Source organism: Pseudomonas sp. (assembly GCF_030698175.1).
Taxonomy (GTDB): Bacteria; Pseudomonadota; Gammaproteobacteria; order Pseudomonadales; family Pseudomonadaceae; genus Aquipseudomonas.
In genome coordinates this window covers 1-16,410 of sequence record NZ_JAUYNT010000022.1, presented here as the reverse complement: position 1 = coordinate 16,410, position 16,410 = coordinate 1, and the positions used below count along the sequence as shown (strand labels likewise).

Sequence of the window (16,410 nt, the reverse complement as noted above, 5' to 3'; positions counted from 1 at the left end):
GAAGCGTAACCATGTTGAAAAAAACTCTCGCTGCTCTGGCGCTTGGCTCTGCTTTGTTCAGTGCCACTCAAGCCATGGCGGCGGATTATGTGATTGATAAGAAGGGCCAGCACGCCTTCGTCAATTTCAAGATCAGCCATCTGGGCTATAGCTGGCTGTATGGCACTTTTAAAGACTTTGATGGCAGTTTCAGCTTTGATGCCGGCCAACCCGAGGCCAGTAAGGTTAAGGTCAATCTGAACACGGCCAGCCTGGATAGCAACCATGCCGAGCGCGACAAGCACCTGCGCAGCGATGACTTCCTGAATGTCAGCAAGTATCCGAGCGCCAGCTTTGAGTCGACGGCGGTGAAGTCCACCGGCACTGGCACTGCCGATATCAGCGGTAATCTGACCCTGAACGGGGTGACCAAGCCGGTAGTGATCGCCGCCAAGTTCATCGGTGAAGGCAAGGATCCTTGGGGCGGCTACCGCGCCGGTTTCGAAGGCAGCACCAGCTTGCACCTGAAAGACTTCGATATTCAGAAGGATCTCGGCCCGGTGTCCCAGGACGTGCAGCTGATCATCTCGTTCGAAGGCGTGCGTCAGTAAGAGCTACGGCTTTACGCAACACCATAAAAAACGCCGGCCCGATTAAGTGATGGGGCCGGCGTTTTTTATTGCCTGAACTACTGGCTGTCGCGGTTACGCGTCAGCAGTGCCGGGCGCTCGCTGCGTGGACGGCTGGGCAGTTGATCGAGCTGCTCGGGAGTGGGCAAGCGATCACGCTTGGACTCTTTGTGCACAATCACCGGCTGGCTGTCGCGGCTGCTTCTAACTGCGGGCTCTTGGCGCTGTGGCTCACCGCGAGAGGAGTCGCCACGGGATGAATCACGTGCCGCGCCACTGCTGCGCGATTGACCGCCCCGCCCGCCGCCACCGCTACGTGGCTGGCCGCCAGCGCTGGCGCCGCCGCCAGTACGACCACCGGCAGCGGCCGGACGACGACCTTGAGCGGGTTTGCCGTCTTGGCTGCGCGCTGGCTGACCAACCCCATTGCTCGCACTTGGACCGCTGGCGGCGGGGCGCCGACCACGGTTTTGCTGCTTGTTCTGGTTCGGGCTGACGTAGTCGGCGCGGTTGCCGAAGTTGTCCACTTCGTCATCACGGAACTCGTCCGGTGCGCGATCATCACTCGGGCGCGGCGCCGGAGTTGGCCGTGGCGCTGCCGCCGAGGCGTTGCTGCGCGGTTGGCGTGGCTCGCGCGAGGCTGGTTGGCTGCGGCCCTGGCTGGCGGGTTTGTCCTTGCCGGTGTCTTTGCCTTTGTCTTTACGGCCGCCGCCATGCCGCTCGCCGCCACCGTTGGGGGTGTTCGGGTCGCGCGGTTCGCGACTGCCACGGCCACGCACGTCTGGACGTTCGCGCACTTCTGGGCGTTCGGCTTCCACGGTGCTGGAGTCAAAACCGAGCAGGTCGCCGTCGGCGATTTTCTGCTTGGTCATCCGCTCGATGCCCTTGAGCAGCTTCTCTTCGTCCGGCGCGACCAGGGAGATCGCCTCACCACTGCGCCCGGCCCGGCCGGTACGGCCAATGCGGTGCACGTAATCTTCTTCGATATTGGGCAGTTCGAAGTTAACCACGTGGGGCAACTGATCGATATCCAGGCCGCGGGCGGCGATATCGGTGGCCACCAAAATCCGGACCTGGTTGCTTTTAAAGTCAGCCAGGGCCTTGGTGCGGGCGTTCTGGCTCTTGTTACCGTGGATCGCCACCGACGACAGGCCGTGCTTGTCGAGGAACTCGGCCAAGCGGTTGGCGCCGTGTTTGGTGCGGGTAAACACCAGCACCTGTTCCCAGGCGCCAGCGGTAATCAAGTGCGCCAACAATGCGCGCTTGTGACTGGCGGGTAGGCGGTACACCCGTTGCTCGATGCGCTCAACCGTGGTGTTCGGCGGCGTGACTTCGATGCGTTCTGGGTTGTGCAGTAATTTGCCGGCCAGATCGGTGATGTCTTTCGAGAAGGTCGCCGAGAACAGCAGGTTCTGGCGTTTGGCCGGCAGACGAGCCAGGACCTTTTTCACGTCATGCACGAAGCCCATGTCGAGCATGCGGTCGGCTTCGTCGAGGATCAGAGTTTCGACCCGCGACAGGTCGACGCTGCCCTTGCTGGCCAGGTCGAGCAAGCGGCCAGGGCAGGCGACCAGAACGTCGACGCCACGGGCCATGGCTTGCACTTGCGGGTTCATGCCGACGCCGCCAAAGATGCAGGCGCTGACAAACTTAAGATCACGGGCATACAGCTTAAAGCTGTCGTGCACCTGGGCGGCCAGTTCGCGGGTCGGTGTTAGCACCAGTACCCGGGGTTGGCGTGGGCCGTGGCGATGTTCGCGGTCCGGGTGGCCGCCTGGGAACAGGCGCTCCAATACGGGCAGGGCGAAGCCGCCCGTTTTACCGGTACCAGTCTGGGCCGCTACCATCAGGTCGCGACCTTGCAATACCGCAGGGATGGCCCGCAATTGCACTGGGGTAGGTTCGGTGTAGCCGGCAGCCTCGACGGCGCGGACTAAAGCCTCGGAGAGACCGAGGGAAGCAAAGGACATGAGTAATCCTGTCTGAGTAACGAGCTGAGCTCGAGAGGGCGATGGTGTCTGGCATGAGGCGCTCTGGCAGAGCACTCCCGACCGGTCCTACTGGGCAAAGGTGCCGAGTGTCCGGGCGCAAGCCTGACGGGAGCCCGGAGTATAACAGAGCAAGGTGGCTGTGCGACTAGTGGGCAAATGCCGGCTTGGCGACCAGTGGCCCGTGGTCCAGGCCAGCACTTATGGGTTTTGCAAAAACACCACATAGCCACGAAACCACGGTGAATCGGCCAGATACGCCGGTGCCTGCCATTCGCCGTGCTGCAGCAGGCCGATTTTGAACGGCAGTTGCAGGCGGCTGACTTGCGGCAGGTAGGCTGGGTAGTTGGCGATTGTCTGGCGGCCTTGGTAGGTCTGGATGACGATTTCATCGACCACGCCGCGCAGTTGGTTGAGCACCTGTGGGTCGGCGTGGGCGCTCCAGTCGAGCAGGCCGGTGATGCTCAGGCGGTACTCTTTGGGCAGTCGTTGGCGTAAATCGCGCAGGAAAACCAGGTATTCATCCAGGTGGCGGGTGCGTGCGTCAAAGTCGATTTGAATGCCGTGCAGGGCATTGCCGCCGCGTTGCCAGCGTTGCAGTTGCGCCAGCAGGCTGGCGTATACCTGCGGGTTCCAGGCGAGGGTTTGCGCGCGGTAGCTAAGCCAGATCTGCCCTTGCTTGCCCTTGGGGACTGCCGGCCCTTGGGCGATAAAGCGTGCCGTTGGGTCGTGGGAATAACGCTGTTGGCTGATCTGCCCCTGCAATATATACAGGCTGCGTGCCTGGGCGAGCACCGGCTGCGGGCGCACGCCGCTCCATAACCAGAAGGCGTCGTACTGGCTGGCATCCACCGTAGCCGCCAGTGCCGGCGTGGCCGGCAGTGTCAGCAGGCAGAGCAGCGCGGCGGCGTAGCGGCGCACGCTTACCAGTAGTACTTGAGTGATTGCGCCCAAGGGCTTTTTGGGTATTGGCTCTTGAGGCTTTGAAACCACTGTTTGCGCTGCGCCTGGGCGATTTCCTGCGGGCCGCAACCGTTGTAACCGCTGGGGGCGAAGCAATTGATGGCGCGGTACAGGGCGTAGGCGCGCTCGTCATTGGCTGCGGTTGGCGCGGCGAGCACCTGCAGATAACCGTCCAGGCGCGAGTAACGTTTGCCGCCGAACTGCGACCGGCTGCCGCCCAATTCATCGGCTGGCGGCTGCTGGTCGAGGGGGAAGCTGTCGAGGCCATTGCTGCGGATAAATTCGCCTAAACAGTTCAAGCCTTTAGCGTCTTGCGGATTGCTGGCCAGCAGCGTTGCCACATCGCGCAGGGCCGGGCAGTTATAGCCGGCGTCGCCGCTGCCGCCGGGCCACTGGAACAGCGCCAGGGACGGCGCCTCGCCGTACCAGAGGTCCAGGCGATTGGTCAGCTTCGCGGCCGGCAGGGGTTGCGGCAGCAGGGCCAGGTCCTTGAGGAAATCTTGGTAGTGGCCGCGCAGCAAATCCTTGTAGAGCAGGCTAAACAGCGCCAGTTGTGATTCTTCGCTGCTGCTGGCAGCACTGCTACGGGCGCGCAGCAACTCGGGGCCGGCGACGTTGCGCAGCAAAATGTCGCGCAGTTGTTGGGTCTGAATCGGCGAGTCGTTGGCGAATACCTTGTCGAGCTGCTGGGCGCGCTCGTAGTTGAACGCCAGGGCCAACTCCAGTTGTGCGTGCTGTAAAGGTTGTTTGGCCAGCGGCAAGAGTTGCAGCCACAGCGCCTGGGCGCCGGCCCAATCCTGCTGCGCCTCCAGAGCAAAGCCGCGCAGGCTCTGCTGGCTAAAACTCAGGTAAGTCAGTGGTTGGCTGGCATCCAGTGGCGGCAGGCTGCTGAGGGTTTTGGCCGGGTCCTGGTCGAGATAAAAATACAGCGCACTTTGCAGGTAGTTGTAGAGCTGCGGCTGCGCGCTGAAGCGACTCTGTTGGGCGCTCAGGCGCGCCTGGGTGAAGTTGTCTGCGGGTTTGCTGTGGGGTGCCAGCTCGCCGAGGATCAGGGTCGCCAGTAATAACGGGTCGCTGATGTTTTCTGGCTGGCCGTTGAGCAGCAGCTTGTCATCCACCTCTAAGGTCAGCTCGGTCAGGCGGCCATCTTGCGCGCCAGTGTTGGCGGCGAACTGCTCGGCGTATTCGGCGGCCAGTCGTGACTGATCGTCCTGCAACCAGTAGACCTTGCGCAGCAAACCCTTGGCCGACTGGGCATAGCTGCCCTGGGGGTAGGCGCTGAGGTAGGTGCGGAACGCCATGTCGGTATTGTTCAGCGCGGCCTGATCGAGCAGCTTGCTCTCAAGCATGCCCCACTCATCGAAAGCCTGGGCTTGGGCGGCGTTCAGCTCGGTGCGCGCCAACATATACAGCGCCGCCTGCTTGAGCCAGGGTTGTGGGCTGTCGCGCAGGGCCTGAAAGTCTGCCAAGGCAGCGCTGAAGTCGCCGGTGTAGAAGGCGCTGGCGCCGTGTAGATAGGTGGCAAATTGTTGGCCGAGGGCCGAGGTGATGGGCGTTGCGGCAGCTGCGGCGCTTGCGGGCGCAGTGGCCGGCAGACTTTCACTTTGCTCGGCTGGTTCTGCTGGTTCTGCAGATTCTGCTGCTGCGGATTCAGCCTGCTCGGTGCGCCAGCTGTGTAGCAGTTGCAAGCGCTGCAAGGCCAGGGCTTGGCGTTCGGCGGCAGGCAGTTCACTGGCCAGTAGTTGGCTGAGGAAGGCGTTGGCGTTTTCACGGTTGTTGCTGCGTTGGCGATTGCCCTCACCTTCGGCGAAGGGTTGGTCGTCGCCGAGCAGGGCTTCGTCGCGGGGTAAACCGAGCTGCTCAAGCAGGCCGATCAGCTTTTGCAACTGCGGGTCGACGGGGGCTGCAGTCGTGGCATCCGGCTCGCTAACCGCAGAGTTGTTGGTGCTCGGTGGCAGTAGCAAGCGACTGACATCGAACGGCACTTGGGCGTAGCCAAACACCAGCTCGTCGTCACTCGGCGCTTGGTTGCTGAGCTGCAAGCGCCCGGCATCCGCCAGTAACAGTTGCAGGTTGACCCGGCTGTCATTGGCCGGGCTGAGAAACGCCAGGCTGCTGCAGGGGTTGGGCTGCTTGGCCGTCAACACCCAGCTGGGGCTGCAGAAGTTATCCGAACTGGCCTGCGCCGTGTGAGTGCAGGCCAGTAGCAGAAGGGGTATGAAACGTGGCAGGCGCATGGTCATCCTTGAGCAATTATTGACTGCCGGCTGAGTTAGTTCGACAGTTTGAGGTTGTGCCAGATCGCCAGGCTAGGCTCGGCCTGGTTGAGGGTATAGAAGTGCAAGCCCGGTGCGCCACCGGCCAACAGTCGTTCGCACATCTGGCTGATGACCTGCTCACCGAAGGCCTGAATGCTCTCCATGTCGTCCGCGTAGGCTTCCAGCTGCTTGCGAATCCAGCGGGGAATCTCGGCGCCGCAGGCGTCAGAGAAACGCGCCAACTTGCTGTAGTTGGTGATCGGCATGATGCCCGGCACTATCGGGATGTCGACGCCCATCTGGCGTACCCGCTCGACAAAATAGAAGTAGCTGTCGGCATTGAAGAAATACTGGGTGATGGCGCTGTCGGCGCCGGCGCGGGCCTTGCGCACAAAATTTGCCAGGTCATCTTCAAAATTGCGCGCCTGCGGATGCATCTCCGGGTAGGCGGCGACTTCGATATGAAAATGCTCGCCGGTTTCCGTGCGGATAAATTCCACCAGCTCATTGGCGTAACGCATCTCGCCGCTGGCCATGCCCATGCCGGAGGGCAAGTCGCCACGCAATGCGACGATGCGCTTGATACCGTTGCTTTGATACAGCTTGAGCAGGCTGCGCAGATCTTCTGCGCTGTCGCCCACGCAAGATAGGTGCGGTGCGGTCGGCACCTTCACTTCGCTATCCAATTGCAGCACGGTGTTTACCGTGCGGTCACGGGTGGAGCCACCGGCACCATAGGTGCAGGAGAAGAAATCGGGGTTGTAGCCCGCCAGTTGACGCGCCACGGCCATGAGTTTCTCATGGCCGGCGTCGGTCTTGGTCGGGAAGAACTCGAAGCTGTAACGGCGTTCTTGTGACATTAAAAAATCCCTTCAAGGCATCGGGCGTAGGGCGGGTTAGCGCCGCATGCCACCTGAGCAAAAGCTCGCGGTGGTATTTGCGCGGCGCGTAACCCGCCGAAGTGATCGGTGGATTACGCAGCGAAGCGGCCCACCCTACGGCTTGGCGTTTTATTAGTAGCGATACGCGTGTGGCTTGAACGGGCCTTGCTGCGGCACGCCGATGTATTCGGCTTGCTTGCTGGTCAGTTGGGTGACGACACCACCAAAGCCTTTAACCATTTCCAGCGCGACTTCTTCGTCGAGCTTTTTCGGCAGCACTTCCACGGTCAAACGTGCGGTCTTCTCGCCGGCTGGCAGGTCAGCGAATTTGGCGCCGAACAGCAGGATCTGCGCGAGCACTTGGTTGGCAAACGAGCCATCCATGATCCGGCTTGGGTGGCCAGTGGCGTTGCCCAGGTTAACCAGGCGGCCTTCCGATAGCAGAATCAGGTAGTCATCGTTGTGCGCGTCGAAATCGTTCGGGCCGGTGCGATGCACCTTGTGCACTTGTGGCTTAACTTCTTCCCAGGCCCAGTTTTTGCGCATGAAGGCGGTGTCGATTTCGTTGTCGAAGTGGCCGATGTTGCACACCACGGCACGCTTTTTCAGCGCCTTGAGCATGTTCGAGTCGCACACGTTGTAGTTGCCGGTGGTGGTCACGAGCAGGTCGATCTTGCCCAGCAAAGCGGCGTCCACGCAGCCTTCGCTGCCGTCGTTGATGCCGTCTTTGAATGCCGAGACCAGCTCAAAACCGTCCATGCAGGCCTGCATGGCGCAGATTGGATCCACTTCGGTGACCTTAACGATCATGCCTTCCTGGCGCAGCGACTGGGCCGAGCCCTTGCCGACGTCGCCGTAACCGATCACCAACGCTTGCTTGCCGGACAGCAAGTGGTCGGTGCCGCGCTTGATGGCGTCGTTCAGGCTGTGACGGCAGCCGTACTTGTTGTCGTTCTTGCTCTTGGTCACCGAGTCGTTGACGTTGATGGCCGGGATTTTCAGCTCGCCGCGAGCGAGCATTTCCAGCAGACGGTGTACGCCGGTGGTGGTTTCTTCGGTCACGCCGTGGATCTTGTCGAGCATGGCCGGGTATTTCTTGTGGATGATTTCGGTCAGGTCGCCGCCATCATCGAGAATCATATTGGCATCCCACGGCTGGCCATCTTTGAGGATGGTTTGCTCGATGCACCACTCGTACTCGGCCTCAGTTTCGCCCTTCCAGGCAAATACCGGGATACCGGCGGCGGCGATGGCGGCAGCGGCTTGGTCTTGGGTGGAGAAAATATTGCAGCTCGACCAGCGCACTTCGGCGCCCAGGGCCACCAGGGTTTCGATCAGTACGGCAGTTTGGATGGTCATGTGGATGCAGCCGATGACCTTGGCGCCTTTGAGCGGTTGCTCGCCGGCATATTTGCGCCGTAGGCCCATCAGGGCCGGCATTTCGGATTCGGCGATGATGGTTTCGCGGCGGCCCCAAGCAGCCAGGCTGATGTCAGCAACTTTAAAATCGGTAAAACCGGCAGGCGTAACAGCACTCATTGTGAGTCTCCATTCGTTCGTAAGATTCGAATGGGCGCCGTTGATGCGTCTAAGAAGCCGCTCGGTTGAGCAGCTTCAAGCCCTGGTGAGCAGGGCAACGCCCCATCCGAGCCTGACAGTTCATGGGAGGCATGAAGCTGCTGCAGCGCCCCTCGGACAGGTGGCGGGAGCGTGCAGGCAGAGCCTGCACGCAGAAAACTTGGCAATTATAGCCAAGCGTCGCGCCTTAGCCCAAGGTTTTCTGCTGTTCATGCTGAGCTATTTGCCATGCCCATAAGGCGCTTGGGTCATGGTATTGCGCGGCGCTTTTGGGCAGTCTGTGGGCTCTAATAACCAATAAATGGAGTTGCCATGACAATTGCTTACTGGTGTGTGCTGATCGCCTTGTGTCTGCCGTATCTGGCCACCGGCTATGCCAAATTTGCCGGCGGTGGTTTTGGTCCTGAGGCGAATCGCGACCCGCGGGCCTTTCTGGCCACCCTCGACGGTGCCCGCAAGCGTGCCGCCAGTGCTCAGCTAAACGGTTTTGAGGTGACCCCAGCCTTCGCCGCCGCGGTGATTATTGCCCATCTGGCCGGCGGCGCCGAGCAGTCAACCCTGAATGCCCTGGCCATCGCTTTTGTGATTAGCCGCGTGCTGTTCACTGTTTGCTACATCCGCGATCTGGGCCCGTTGCGCAGCCTGGTGTGGGCTGTTGGCATGGGCATTATTGTCAGCCTGTTTGTGGTTGCTGCTTAAGAACCTGTGCAGGGTCTGCTGCGGGCTTCGCGCACCCTGCGGCGTTGCGCCTTGTGACCCGCATGGATGCGGGAAATGCAGCAGGCCAGCAGGAGCTGGCGCTGCCCTGACCTGCGCTCGCGACGACCTTGCGCAGGTTCTGCCTCGCTGTCAAAGACGCGTCGAAGCGCGGATACTGGCGGCCATTTTGGTTCCCCGACAGTATCCGCCATGTCCCGTAGCTCTTTGTTTGCCTCTAGGTTGTTTGTTGTTCTGCTGGCCTGTTTGAGTCTGACCGCGTGCGAGCCGGTCGATCCGAACTCGCCGCTGGGCAAGCGCAAAACCCTCTTCAAGCAAATGCTCAAGACCAGCGAACAGCTCGGTGGCATGTTGCGTGGCCGGGTTAAGTTCGACGAGCCAGCGTTTGCCGCCGGGGCGAGCAGTTTGGCGACTTTGTCGCAGCAGCCTTGGCAGCACTTTCCCAAGGTCAAGGATGAAGGCAAAAGTAGCGCCAAAGATGAAGTTTGGGTTAATCAGCAGCGCTTCGATGAACTGGCCAAGCAACTGCAAAGCGCCACCGCCAATCTGGCGCTGGTCAGCAGCCAAAAACCGCTAACCCCAGCCAATTTGGCCAAGCCGTTCAAGCAAGTCGAGAACGCCTGCGAGGCCTGCCATAACGAGTTTCGCGATTATTGAGGTGTCTGCGCGGCATAAGCCGTGCTAAGGAAGGTTTAAGCGTCAGGGAGACGGACTCATGCAATTAACTCGGCGCCCGGTAACCGAGCCAGACCTCGCGGCCATCTGTACTTTTGCGCCCAGCGCGCAGGAGCTGTTTTTCTTCTATCCCAAGGCCAGTCACCCGCTGACGCCTGCGCAGTTGCAGGCGGCGATTGACCTGCGCAGCGATTCCACGGTGGTCGAACTCAATGGCGAGGTGGTGGCGTTTGCCAATTTCTATCGCTGGGAAACCGGCGGCAGCTGTGCCATTGGCAATGTGATAGTCGCGCCACATGCCCGTGGCTGTGGAGTGGCGCGTTATCTGATTGAGCAGATGATCGTTATTGCCTTTACCAGGCATCAGGCCGGCGAGGTGACAGTCTCGTGCTTTAACCAGAACGTCGCCGGCCTGCTGCTGTATTCCACGCTGGGCTTTACGGCCTATGGGATTGAGGCGCGGCAAGATAAAAGTGGCCAGCGCGTTGCGCTGATTCATTTGCGGCTGACGCGGTCAGTAAGTTAGCACGGGGTTACCCAGTCATTTGTAGCCGGACCGTGCCTGTTTGTTGCGGGGGCTCGATCAGTCGGGATCTGACAAATAGCGGCGGGTCAGTTCCTCTGCGCGCAGTTCACGCTGATCACTGAGCGCCTGCCAGAAACGCTGCGCCAGTTCTGGATGGTCGCGGTAAAACTGATGAGACAGCGGCAGATACCAGTCGGCTTTTAACAGCGGCTCAGGCAAAAAGCCTAGCTGTGTCTGCAGGCCCAATTTGCGCAAGTATGTGCGGGCGGTTTGGCGCTCCAATACGTAGCCGTCAAGACGATCAGCCGCCACCATTTTGAGTGCGACGTCCACTTTGTAGGAGGATTTTGCCAATGCGCCCAAGCTCTCTAGGCGCTGGTTGGCGATATAGCCGAGCGGGGCGCTTAAACCATTTTTCAGGCCGCTAAATTGCGTGCCATTCCACGCCAGCGTGCCGCCGTTGCGACTGATGATTGGGTAGTCAACTTGCCAGAGCCGATAGCCGGGCTGTACCGGCGCATTGGTCTGGGGGTCACGTCCGGGGAACTGTCCCCATGAATCACGGCTGGCCTGCCAGATGACGGCAAAGATGCCATCGGATTGACCTTGCTCTAGTTGCAGGATGCAGCGTTTCCACGGTTGGCGTTGGAACTCAATGCGCAGCTCAGCCTGTTGTGCCGCTGACTGAATAAGCTCGAGCAGTAAGCCATGTCCGGGCTCTCCATGGTCTGCTACTGCGGCGAAGAATGGCATTAAGTCCTGATTTTCATAGCAAATGCGTAGCACCGCGGGCGGCTCTGCCTGCGCCGCTGCAGACGTCAGTAGGGCAATAGCAAGAGCGGTGCGATGCGTTTTGGTCATGGTGACCTTGCAGTAATTAAGCGCAGCGACGTAGATATTTCAGGTTAGCTCAGATGATTAAGTTGCGCTTTGCTACTGGCTTGTGGATTCGCCCTGACACGCTTAAAAACCTGCCACCCCCGCCGCCTGCAATTGCCTGCGCAAGGCCAGCACTTGCGGCTGCCGAAAGAAGGCGTTGAGTTGCTGGGCGCGGCGGGCGCTGATGCCGGGTTCGGTTTGCCATTGTTGCGGGCTGCGCTGGGCCAGTTGCTCCCAGCTGTTGGGCAGCTTGGCGTTGCCGACCGACGGTAGGCCGAGGGCGCGTAGCCAGCTCAAAAAGGGCCGCCGGGTGGCGATTTGCAAGCTGTGGCTGAGGTTGCTGGCGCTGCGGGGGCCGAAACCTGGGGTGCTACTAAGCTGCTCTGGGCTCAGGCTTAGCCAATCGAGCAGGCCGTTGAGCTGTTGGGCTTTGAGCAGTTTGTCCCAGCTGCCGGGGCCGACACCGGGCAGCGCCAAGCCATGCTTGCCGCTTAACCAAACCAAGCGGGCGCGAAACTGGCTGGCGCAGGCGGGGCTGGTTTGCCAGCAACTGCCGGCGTGGTAATCGGCGGGGTTGGGCACGACCAGTTCAAGCCGTTGCGGATTGCGTGTCACCACGCTGTCAAGGCGCGGGATGGTCAGGCCGGCGAGGGCGATGGCGACTCGATCGCCGGGGCGGATGTCCAGTTGTTGCCAGCGTTGCAGGGAGCCGAGGCTGACGCGGCTAATGCTGCGATCATCCAGGCGCAGCGGTTGTAGGCTCAACACCGGGGTGATGCGGCCGGTACGGCCGATATTGAAGTGCACCGCGCGCACGTGCGCCAAGGCTTGGGTTGCTGGGTATTTCCAGGCGGCCGCCCAGCCCGGTGGCGTGGCTTGCCAGCGCTCGGCGGCGGGACGCGCGTTTTGTTTGAGTACCACGCCGTCGCTGGCAAACGGCAGTGCGCTGCGATACCAGCTGTCGCGCCAGTGCTGGGCTTGTTCGAAGCTGCTGATCGGCTGGCTAAGTTGCTGCGGCTGCTCAAAACCCAGGGCGCGCAGGCCTTCGAGGCGCTCGGTCATGCTGGCCGGGCCCGCGGGCCAGTCCCAAATAAACAGGTCGATTTGCGCGGCGTCGTTTGCGCTGAGCTGCTGCCTGGCCATTAATCCGGCGACTTTGCCGCGGGCACCAAGGCTGCCGTCTTTGGCCTGAATATGCCCAGGTAAGCGCCAGTAGAGTTCGCCTTGCAAAACCAGTTTGCCAGTGCTGGCCAGCGGCCGCGCCAGTGCGGGTATTTGCCGGGCATTGCGCGTCCAGTCTTGCCCGCTGTTGCCGTCGCCACGGCTGATGGCCTGTTGCAGGCGGCCGTCTTGAAACACCAGGGTCACCGCGACGCCGTCGACCTTGGGTTGAATCCACAGCTCTTTATGCGTGCTTATCCATTGGCGCACGGCGGACTCATCGGCGAGCTTACTCAGGCCGGTTTGTGCGACGGGATGCTTTAGCGGACCGCCACTGCTGGCCAGCGGATTATCGGCGCTGTTGCTGGCAAAGCAGCTGCGCAACAGTTCTAACTGGCTGCGGGCTTGGTCGTAGAGTTCGTCGGCGATCAGCGCGATGCCTTGGTGATGGTAGGCGTCGTCCCATCGCGCGATTTGCTGGCTGCGCTCGGCCAGCTCGGCTTGTGCCTGAGCTGGGCTTAGGTCGGGGCAGTCGGCGGCGACTGTGAGTTGGGTCAGCAGGCAAAGGGGTAAGGCAATCCAGCGTGGCATCGAGAGCATCCTTGCTCGGGGAGTGATGCTTGCAGCCTAGACGTTGGCCAATAAAAAGGCTCTGTCCCAGTTATGCGTTGCGAGGGACCTAAATTGGCGCGAGAGGGAATTAGCTTTGATACCTGTGCTGTCTGCACCGGCCAATCGCGGATAAATCCGCTCCTACAGGGTTGGTCAGCCGATGAAGTTATTGCAGGTGCCGGGTTTGTGTAGGAGCGGATTCATCCGCGAAGCGAGCGCGAGCACACTGGCTATCCTGCAGGACCATAAGCGCTCTTTGTCCCACCTTCATCAGGGTCACGAACCAGGTGAAGGTGGGACTTGCGTGTTGCAACACGTAACTGGGACATAGCCAATAAAAAGGCTATGTATCCGTTATGTGTTGAAACGTGTGGGCCCGCTAGATGATGCCTGGGGCGCGGTAATCCGTAGGGTGGGTTAGGCGCATGACCACGAGCTATCTGCTGATGCGTAGTCAGTTGCGCCGTAACCCACCAGAGGGGACAGGCCGATTAGCGCTTGGTGGGTTACGTGGCGCACCAATTGCGCAGTTGCTTTGCCAACCCGCCTCTGCGCCACTAACCCACCCTACGAAAGCTGCGTGCAACACGTAATTTTGACATAGCCAATAAAAAACCGGCCACTTGGGCCGGTTTCTATGGCGCCGCCGAACTCAGCGGTATTCGCACAGGTAAGCGGTATCGACTGCAACCTTGAGCTGGAACTTGCTGTTGGCCGGCACGGTGAACTGGCTGCCGCTGGCGAAGGTTTCCCAGCTGTCGCTGCCCGGCAGCTTGACGGTCAGGGCGCCGGCGACCACGTGCATCACTTCCAGCTGGTTGGTGCCGAATTCGTATTCGCCTGCCGCCATCACGCCAATGGTGGCGGGGCCTTCAGCCATGCCGAAGGCGATGGATTTGACGGTGCCGTCGAAGTATTCATTGACCTTGAACATCTGCAATTCCTCGAAAAGGGGGTTAAAAAATTGCCTGGAGCCATTTTTAACGTCGCGTAGCGATGGCCCGAAGGGTGGCCGCCATGGATGGCAGGCCATAAAAAAGGTCCGCCAGTATGCCCAAGCGCATTTTGCCCGTCATCTGCTTTGCACCGGCAGCACCAGGGGCAGCAGCCGGGCGGTATTGCGCGCATCTGTCAGGGCGCGGTGTTGCTGGCCAGTGAAGGACAGGCCGGCTAACTGCAAGGCGGCCTTCAGGCCGACCTGGCGCGGCAATTGGCGGGCCTCGGCGAAGCTTTGCTTGAGATTGAGGTGGGGCAGCCGACTGAGCTGGCTGAGCAGTTGCTGGCTGCGCCACTCGTGCTCGAGCTGGCGGCGGTCGTAGTCGCCCCAGCTGGCCCAGGCGCTCAGGTGCGCCCGATGGCTGTGCAGCCAGTGTTCGAATTGCGCCCAGACGCTGGCCATGGGCGCCGCGGCATCGACATCGGCCTGGCTGATCTGGGTCAGTTCGCGGCAGAAGTGGGTCAGCTGCGGGCGCCGCAGTGGCCGCACGAAACGCTGGAAATGCTCGACCTCATGCCCGGCGACGTTGACCAGGCTGGCGCCGATTTCGATGATCTCCATCTCCTGTAGAGGCCAGCCCCCTTCTTCGGTGGTGGCCTCCAGATCTATCACTAGCCAGTATTTCATCGGCACTCCATTGCGCAGGGTTTGAGTCGGCTGGGCTTGTCTGGCCCGGCGAAGCCCATGTTAGGCTGTTTTCCCTGTTATTCGGAGGTGAGTATGGCGAAGGTGGCCTTTATTGGGCTGGGTGTGATGGGTTACCCGATGGCGGGGCATCTGGCCCGCGCCGGGCATAGTGTCTGTGTCTACAACCGCACGCCGGCCAAGGCGGCGCAATGGCTGGCCGAGTTTGCCGGCACATCCGCCGCGACGCCGCGCGAGGCGGCCGCCGGGGCTGAGTGGGTGCTGGTCTGCGTGGGTAACGACGAGGATCTGCGCGGCGTGGTCTTGGGCGCCGACGGGGCTTTTGCCGGTATGACGGCGGGGGCGGTGCTGGTCGACCACACCACGGCCTCGGCGCAGCTTGCCCGTGAACTGGCGGAGCTGGCGGGCGAACGTCAGCTGGGCTTTCTCGATGCGCCGGTGTCGGGCGGCCAGGCCGGTGCGCAAAGTGGCGCATTGACCATCATGCTGGGCGGCGATACCGCGACCTATGCGCGTGCCGAACCGGTGATCCAGGCCTACGCGCGCATGACGCGGCTGATGGGCCCAGCCGGCAGCGGTCAATTGACCAAGATGGTCAACCAGATCTGCGTCGCCGGGCTGCTCCAGGGGCTCGCCGAAGCCTTGCACTTCGCCCAGTGCGCGGGCCTCGACGGGCAGGCGGCCATGGCGGTGATCAGCCAGGGCGCGGCGCAGTCCTGGCAGCTGGATAACCGCCACAAGAGCATGCTGGCGGGTGAATTCGAGTTAGGCTTCGCGGTGGACTGGATGCGCAAGGACTTGGCGATGCTGCTCGACGAGGCGCGCCACAACGGTGCCCAGCTGCCGGTGACGGCGCTGGTCGATCAGTTCTATGCCGAGGTCCAGAGCATGGGCGGTGGCCGCTGGGACACCTCCAGCCTGTTGCGTCGCTTGCAAGCACCCGAGTAACCCGGCTATCCACTTCCCGTCTGGCGCTGGTCTGAATCTGCCTGGGGCGACTGCTCAAGCGGGCTCGCACGACGTAAAATCGCTACCTGGTTCCATTGGTCTATGTGCTTGAGGTTGTCTTGCCATGAAGTGCCGCGCCGGCTGTGGTGCCTGTTGCATCGCCCCTTCGATCAGTTCGCCTATTCCCGGTATGCCCCAGGGCAAGCCGGCGGGGGTGCGTTGCATGCAGTTAACCGCGGAAAACCATTGCGCGATCTTCGGCCAGCCGGAGCGCCCGGCGGTGTGCGCCGCCTTTAGCGCCGACCCGGAGGTCTGCGGTGCGAGCACGGCCGAGGCGCTTCACCTGCTGGGCTGGTTGGAGCAGAGCACTGCCGCCGCGGTCTGATACTGTGCAGCATTGCAGGCATGGAGCTGGAGACGGGATGAGAAGGCTGGTGTGGTGGCTGTTGAGCGCTGTGCTCATGCTGGGCTGGGTCCAGGTGCAGGCGGCTGAATGGCGCCTGGTCAAGGATGAGGACGGTATCCAGGTCTATTTGCAGCGGGTGGCGGGCTCCAGCTACCAGGCGTTTCGCGGTGTCACCCGCATGCGCGCGGAGATGCCCAGGTTATTGGCCCTGCAGGAGGATGTCAGCGCGGCCTGCGCCTGGATTCATGCCTGCATCGAGCAGAAGTTGCTCAAGCAGCAGGGCAACTTGAGCTGGACCTACAGTCGTTTTTATAGCCCCTGGCCGGTGCAACCGCGCGATTCGGTGCTGCAGATCACCACCCAACGTGGCGCCGACGGCAGCGTCAGGCGGATTCTGCGGGGGGTTGCCGACTACCTGCCGCCGCAGCGAGGTTTCGTGCGGGTCAGCAAGGTGGAAGGCCAGTGGATCTTGACGCCGCAACAGGGCGGTGAGGTCGAGGTGGTCTATCAGCTGTATTCGGAGCCGGGCGGCAGCGTGCCGTCCTGGCTGGCCAACAGCTTTGTGGTG

16 protein-coding genes and 1 riboswitch are annotated in these 16,410 nt (G+C 61.5%); of the genes, 7 read left to right on the top strand and 9 right to left on the bottom strand.

What is annotated here, in order from left to right; all coding sequences use genetic code 11:
* Positions 1 to 11: 11 nt before the first annotated feature.
* Complete coding sequence (locus Q8R10_RS11575) at positions 12 to 590, top strand: YceI family protein (protein WP_305653915.1); 579 nt, start codon at positions 12 to 14, stop codon at positions 588 to 590.
* A 77-nt stretch (positions 591 to 667) separates the two neighbouring features.
* On the opposite strand, the gene Q8R10_RS11570 is transcribed toward Q8R10_RS11575, so the two are convergent.
* The 5 genes from Q8R10_RS11570 to ahcY all read right to left on the bottom strand — a co-directional run bounded on the left by Q8R10_RS11570 (position 668) and on the right by ahcY (position 8,237).
* On the bottom strand, positions 668 to 2,578 hold the full coding sequence (locus Q8R10_RS11570) for a DEAD/DEAH box helicase (protein WP_305653914.1): 1,911 nt from the start codon (positions 2,576 to 2,578) through the stop codon (positions 668 to 670).
* A gap of 219 nt (positions 2,579 to 2,797) precedes the next feature.
* Positions 2,798 to 3,517 (bottom strand): DUF3142 domain-containing protein, encoded by a 720-nt coding sequence (locus tag Q8R10_RS11565; RefSeq protein ID WP_305653913.1) that lies wholly within the window; start codon positions 3,515 to 3,517, stop codon positions 2,798 to 2,800.
* Between the two features lie 2 nt (positions 3,518 to 3,519).
* Positions 3,520 to 5,796, bottom strand: coding sequence for an outer membrane assembly lipoprotein YfiO (locus Q8R10_RS11560; protein ID WP_305653911.1), 2,277 nt, complete (start codon positions 5,794 to 5,796; stop codon positions 3,520 to 3,522).
* A 35-nt stretch (positions 5,797 to 5,831) separates the two neighbouring features.
* Positions 5,832 to 6,677 carry a methylenetetrahydrofolate reductase [NAD(P)H] gene (metF, locus tag Q8R10_RS11555; protein ID WP_305653909.1) on the bottom strand — a complete coding sequence of 282 codons (846 nt, stop codon included), beginning with the start codon at positions 6,675 to 6,677 and terminating at the stop codon, positions 5,832 to 5,834.
* Positions 6,678 to 6,830: 153 nt separating this feature from the next.
* Entirely contained in the window at positions 6,831 to 8,237 is a 1,407-nt protein-coding gene (gene ahcY / locus Q8R10_RS11550; protein ID WP_305653908.1) for an adenosylhomocysteinase, read from the bottom strand.
* 25 nt (positions 8,238 to 8,262) lie between these two features.
* A riboswitch (S-adenosyl-L-homocysteine riboswitch) is annotated at positions 8,263 to 8,397 on the bottom strand.
* A gap of 191 nt (positions 8,398 to 8,588) precedes the next feature.
* On the opposite strand from ahcY, the gene Q8R10_RS11545 reads away from it, so the two are divergent.
* The 3 genes from Q8R10_RS11545 (at position 8,589) to Q8R10_RS11535 (ending at position 10,194) form a co-directional block, all read left to right on the top strand.
* Positions 8,589 to 8,975 (top strand): MAPEG family protein, encoded by a 387-nt coding sequence (locus tag Q8R10_RS11545; protein ID WP_305653906.1) that lies wholly within the window; start codon positions 8,589 to 8,591, stop codon positions 8,973 to 8,975.
* Positions 8,976 to 9,200: 225 nt separating this feature from the next.
* Positions 9,201 to 9,650, top strand: a complete 450-nt coding sequence (locus Q8R10_RS11540; protein WP_305654052.1) for a cytochrome c — start codon at positions 9,201 to 9,203, stop codon at positions 9,648 to 9,650.
* A gap of 58 nt (positions 9,651 to 9,708) precedes the next feature.
* A complete protein-coding gene (locus tag Q8R10_RS11535) occupies positions 9,709 to 10,194 on the top strand; it encodes a GNAT family N-acetyltransferase (protein WP_305653904.1) in 486 nt (161 codons plus the stop codon).
* 57 nt (positions 10,195 to 10,251) lie between these two features.
* Here the strand turns inward: Q8R10_RS11535 and Q8R10_RS11530 are convergent, their stop codons facing one another.
* The 4 genes from Q8R10_RS11530 to Q8R10_RS11515 all read right to left on the bottom strand — a co-directional run bounded on the left by Q8R10_RS11530 (position 10,252) and on the right by Q8R10_RS11515 (position 14,470).
* Positions 10,252 to 11,055, bottom strand: coding sequence for an ABC transporter substrate-binding protein (locus Q8R10_RS11530; RefSeq protein ID WP_305653902.1), 804 nt, complete (start codon positions 11,053 to 11,055; stop codon positions 10,252 to 10,254).
* 102 nt (positions 11,056 to 11,157) lie between these two features.
* Complete coding sequence (gene ligB / locus Q8R10_RS11525) at positions 11,158 to 12,834, bottom strand: NAD-dependent DNA ligase LigB (protein WP_305653900.1); 1,677 nt, start codon at positions 12,832 to 12,834, stop codon at positions 11,158 to 11,160.
* A 664-nt stretch (positions 12,835 to 13,498) separates the two neighbouring features.
* Complete coding sequence (locus Q8R10_RS11520; protein WP_305653898.1) at positions 13,499 to 13,780, bottom strand: pyrimidine/purine nucleoside phosphorylase; 282 nt, start codon at positions 13,778 to 13,780, stop codon at positions 13,499 to 13,501.
* Positions 13,781 to 13,918: 138 nt separating this feature from the next.
* Positions 13,919 to 14,470 (bottom strand): exonuclease domain-containing protein, encoded by a 552-nt coding sequence (locus tag Q8R10_RS11515; RefSeq protein ID WP_305653897.1) that lies wholly within the window; start codon positions 14,468 to 14,470, stop codon positions 13,919 to 13,921.
* 93 nt (positions 14,471 to 14,563) lie between these two features.
* Between Q8R10_RS11515 and Q8R10_RS11510 the strand changes: the two genes are divergently transcribed.
* The 3 genes from Q8R10_RS11510 to Q8R10_RS11500 form a co-directional block, all read left to right on the top strand.
* Positions 14,564 to 15,436, top strand: coding sequence for an NAD(P)-dependent oxidoreductase (locus Q8R10_RS11510; RefSeq protein ID WP_305653895.1), 873 nt, complete (start codon positions 14,564 to 14,566; stop codon positions 15,434 to 15,436).
* Between the two features lie 124 nt (positions 15,437 to 15,560).
* The gene (locus tag Q8R10_RS11505) at positions 15,561 to 15,821 is read left to right on the top strand and encodes a YkgJ family cysteine cluster protein (protein ID WP_305653893.1); all 261 of its coding nucleotides are present in this window, start codon (positions 15,561 to 15,563) and stop codon (positions 15,819 to 15,821) included.
* Positions 15,822 to 15,897: 76 nt separating this feature from the next.
* Positions 15,898 to 16,410, top strand: a 513-nt coding sequence (locus tag Q8R10_RS11500) for an START domain-containing protein (protein WP_305653891.1), incomplete at its 3' end; no start/stop codon positions are given.